Genomic DNA, 4,086 nt, shown 5'->3' on the forward strand with positions numbered 1-4,086 from the left:
CCGTGTCGATGGCCGTGGCCAAGGCGGCTGCCGAGGAAGCCGGCCTGCCGCTGTACCGCTATTTCGGCGGTTCGGGTTCGATGCAGATGCCGGTGCCGATGATGAACGTGATCAACGGCGGCGCCCATGCCGACAACAACCTGGACCTGCAGGAATTCATGATCATCCCGGTCGGCGCGCCCAGCTTCCGCGAAGCGATCCGCTACGGCGCCGAGGTGTTCCACACCCTGAAGAAGATCCTGCACGAGAACAAGCTGACCACCGCGGTCGGCGACGAAGGCGGCTTCGCGCCGTCGGTGGCCAACCATGAAGCGGCGATCAAGCTGATCCTGCAGGCCATCGAGCAGGCCGGCTACGAGCCGGGCACCCAGATTGCGCTGGGCCTGGACTGCGCCGCTTCCGAGTTTTACAAGGACGGCAAGTACCGCCTGGATGGCGAAGGCCTGGCGCTGTCGTCGTCGGACTTCACCAACCTGCTGGCGACCTGGTGCGACAAGTACCCGATCATCTCGATCGAGGACGGCATGGCCGAGAACGACTGGGACGGCTGGGCCACGCTGACCAAGACCCTGGGCAAGCGCATCCAGCTGGTGGGCGACGACCTGTTCGTCACCAACACCAAGATCCTGCGTGAAGGCATCCAGAAGGACATCGCCAACTCCATCCTGATCAAGATCAACCAGATCGGCACCCTGACCGAGACCTTCGCCGCGATCGAAATGGCCAAGCGCGCCGGCTATACCGCAGTGATCTCGCACCGTTCGGGCGAGACCGAGGACTCCACCATCGCCGACATCGCCGTCGGCACCAATGTGCTGCAGATCAAGACCGGCTCGATGTCCCGTTCGGACCGCATGGCCAAGTACAACCAGCTGCTGCGCATCGAGGAAGACCTGGGCGACATCGCCAGCTACCCTGGCCGCGAAGCGTTCTATAGCATTCGTTGAACCAACCTGGCCGGAAGGGATGTCTGATTAATCAGCTATCCCTCTAATTCATGTGAACGGCCCGCTTGGTCGTTTAAGGCGTAGTTGCGTGCTCAATTTCCGAACTTCCACCTTGGCTAGGGTTGCACAGTTAGTCGCAGCGGGAAGACCTGAATCCGGAGGATGATCCAACATTCGCCTACATGTTGCTGGTGAAGGTATTTGAGTTATCGCGTTCAATTGAGAGATATCGTCAAAGGAAAGCTTTGAAATGACTATGGATAAAAGTGTTCAATTTAATGTTGAGCCAAAAATATCTCTAGCCCGCCCCCTTCCAATTTCCACCGACAAGGACGAGCCGCTGAAGGAGGACATACGCCTCTTGGGCCGCCTGCTGGGCGATGTGCTGCGGGCGCAGGAAGGCGACGCCGTCTACGACGTGGTGGAAACCGTGCGCCAGACCGCGGTGCGCTTCCGGCGCGAGGCCGATTCGGCGGCTGGGGCCGAGCTGAACCGCATGCTCAAAAAGCTCACGCGCGAGCAGACCATTTCCGTGGTGCGCGCCTTTTCCTACTTTTCCCATCTGGCCAACATCGCCGAGGACCAGCACCACAACCGGCGCCGCCGGGCCCATCTGCTGGCCGGTTCGGCCGCGCAGCCGGGCAGCATTCCGTATGCGCTATCGAAGCTGGATGATGCCGGCGTGCCTGGCGCGGCGATCCGGGAATTCTTCGATGGCGCGCTGGTGTCGCCGGTGCTGACCGCGCATCCGACCGAAGTGCAGCGCAAGAGCATCCTGGATGCGGAACATGAAATCGCCCGCCTGCTGGCCGAACGCGACCTGCCGCTGACGCCGCGCGAGCGCACCCGCAACGGCGAACTGCTGCATGCCCAGGTCGCCACGCTGTGGCAAACCCGGATGCTGCGCTACACCAAGCTGACCGTGGCCGACGAGATCGAAAACGCGCTCTCCTATTACCGCATCACCTTCCTGCGCGAACTGCCGGCGCTGTACGAGGACATGGAAGTCGAGTTCGCCGCCCAGTTCCCGCAGCTTCGCAACAAGAGCGCCAGCCCCAAGCTGCCGCCCTTCGTACAGATGGGCAGCTGGATCGGCGGCGACCGCGACGGCAATCCGAACGTGAACGCGGCCACGATGCAGCACGCGCTGGTGCGCCAGTCCACCACCATCCTCGACTTCTACCTGCAGGAAGTGCATGCGCTGGGCGCGGAACTGTCGATTTCCACGCTGCTGGTGGGCGTCAGCCCGGAACTGCAGGCGCTGGCCGATGCCTCGCCCGACCTGTCGGACCATCGCAATGACGAACCGTACCGGCGCGCGCTGATCTACATCTATGCCAGGCTGGCTGCCAGCGCCCGAACGCTGGGCGCGACCAACATCCTGCGCAAGGAAGTCGGCCATGCCGAACCGTATGCCAGCGCCATCGAATTCACGCTGGACCTGCAGGTCATCGTCGACTCGCTGACCAGCCATTTCGGCGCGGCCATGGTGCGGCCGCGCCTGGCGTCGCTGCTGCGGGCATCCGAGATCTTCGGCTTTCATTTAGCCACGCTGGACATGCGCCAGAGTTCGGACGTGCATGAGCGGGTGCTGGCCGAGCTGTTCGCCTGCGCACGGGTCGAGTCCGACTATGCCGCGCTGGACGAGGAAGCCAAGGTGGCGCTGCTGCTGGCCGAACTGGCGCGCCCCGGGCTGCTGTATTCGCCCTACATTGGCTACAGCGACGAGACCCGCTCAGAGCTGGCGGTGCTGGGCACGGCGCGCGAGATCCGCGAGCGCTATGGCGTCAAGGCGATCCGCAACTACATCATTTCCCATACCGAGGAAGTGTCGGACCTGCTGGAAGTCTTCCTGCTGCAGAAGGAAACCGGCCTCCTGCGCAGCCGCTGGCACGAGGCCGGCGCGGCCGAACCGGAAAGCGACCTGGAGCTGATGGTGATCCCGCTGTTCGAAACCATTCCCGACCTGCGCCGCGCGGCCGAGATCATGGACAGGCTGATGGCCATTCCCGTGGTGCGGCGGCTCATCGCCAAGCAGGGCGAACTGCAGGAAGTGATGCTGGGCTATTCCGACTCCAACAAGGACGGCGGCTTCCTGACCTCGAACTGGGAACTGTACAAGGCCGAGACCCGGCTGGTGGAGGTATTCAAGCGCGCCGGCGTCACGCTGCGGCTGTTCCATGGCCGCGGCGGCACCGTGGGGCGCGGCGGCGGCCCCAGCTACGATGCGATCCTGGCCCAGCCCAGCGGCACGGTGAATGGCCAGATCCGGCTGACCGAACAGGGCGAGATCATTGCCTCGAAATTTTCCAACCCCGAAATCGGCCGGCGCAACCTGGAGCTGCTGGTGTCGGCCACGCTGGAAGCGAGCCTGATGCCCGCCTCAGACAACCGCCGCGAAGCCGGCCGCCTGGCCGAATTCGAGCGGGTAATGGATGAGCTCTCCGAGCTGGCCTATCACGCCTATCGCGACCTGGTGTACGGCACGCCGGGCTTTACCGATTACTTCTTCGCCGCCACGCCGATTGCCGAGATCGCCGAACTCAACATCGGCTCGCGCCCGGCCTCGCGCAAGGCCAGCCGCCGCATCGAAGACCTGCGCGCCATACCCTGGGGCTTTTCCTGGGGCCAGTGCCGGCTGCTGCTGCCGGGCTGGTACGGGTTTGGCAGCGCGATCTCGGCCTGGCTGGACGCGGGCAGCAAGCGCGAGCGCAGCGCCCGCCTGTCGCTGTTGAAGTCGATGTTCCGCGACTGGCCGTTCTTCGCCACCCTGCTGTCGAACATGGACATGGTGCTGTCCAAGACCGACATGGCAGTGGCCTCGCGCTATGCCGAACTGGTGCCGGACAAGCGCCTGCGCAATGCAATCTTCAAGCGCATCAGCGCCGAGCATGAGCAGACCGTGGCCTGCCTGGCGCAGATCACGGGGACGAAGGAAAGGCTGGCAGCCAATCCGCTGCTGGCGCGCTCGATCAAGAACCGCTTCGCCTATCTCGATCCGCTGAACCATCTGCAGGTGGAACTGATCAAGCGCAACCGCGCCACTGCCGCCGCCGACAAGCCGCGGGATGGCCGGGTCAACCGCGGCATCCACCTGTCCATCAACGGCATCGCGGCCGGACTGCGCAACACCGGCTGA

Annotated in this window: 2 protein-coding genes; both read left to right on the forward strand. The window is 64.0% G+C overall.

Going from position 1 to position 4,086, the window contains the following annotated elements; translation table 11 throughout:
- The coding region (gene eno, locus IGW04_RS25405; protein WP_194715878.1) for a phosphopyruvate hydratase at window positions 1-947 on the forward strand (947 nt) is incomplete at its 5' end.
- A 250-nt stretch (window positions 948-1,197) separates the two neighbouring features.
- The gene (gene ppc, locus IGW04_RS25410) at window positions 1,198-4,086 is read left to right on the forward strand and encodes a phosphoenolpyruvate carboxylase (protein WP_194715879.1); all 2,889 of its coding nucleotides are present in this window, start codon (window positions 1,198-1,200) and stop codon (window positions 4,084-4,086) included.

The sequence above is a fragment of the Noviherbaspirillum soli genome, from assembly GCF_015352955.1.
GTDB classification, from domain to species: domain Bacteria; phylum Pseudomonadota; class Gammaproteobacteria; order Burkholderiales; family Burkholderiaceae_D; genus Noviherbaspirillum_A; species Noviherbaspirillum_A soli.

What these genes read in the sequence shown, in the direction of transcription:
- ppc (WP_194715879.1), top strand. Translation starts at nt 1,198, where the DNA reads ATGACTATGGATAAAAGTGTTCAATTTAATGTTGAGCCAAAAATATCT.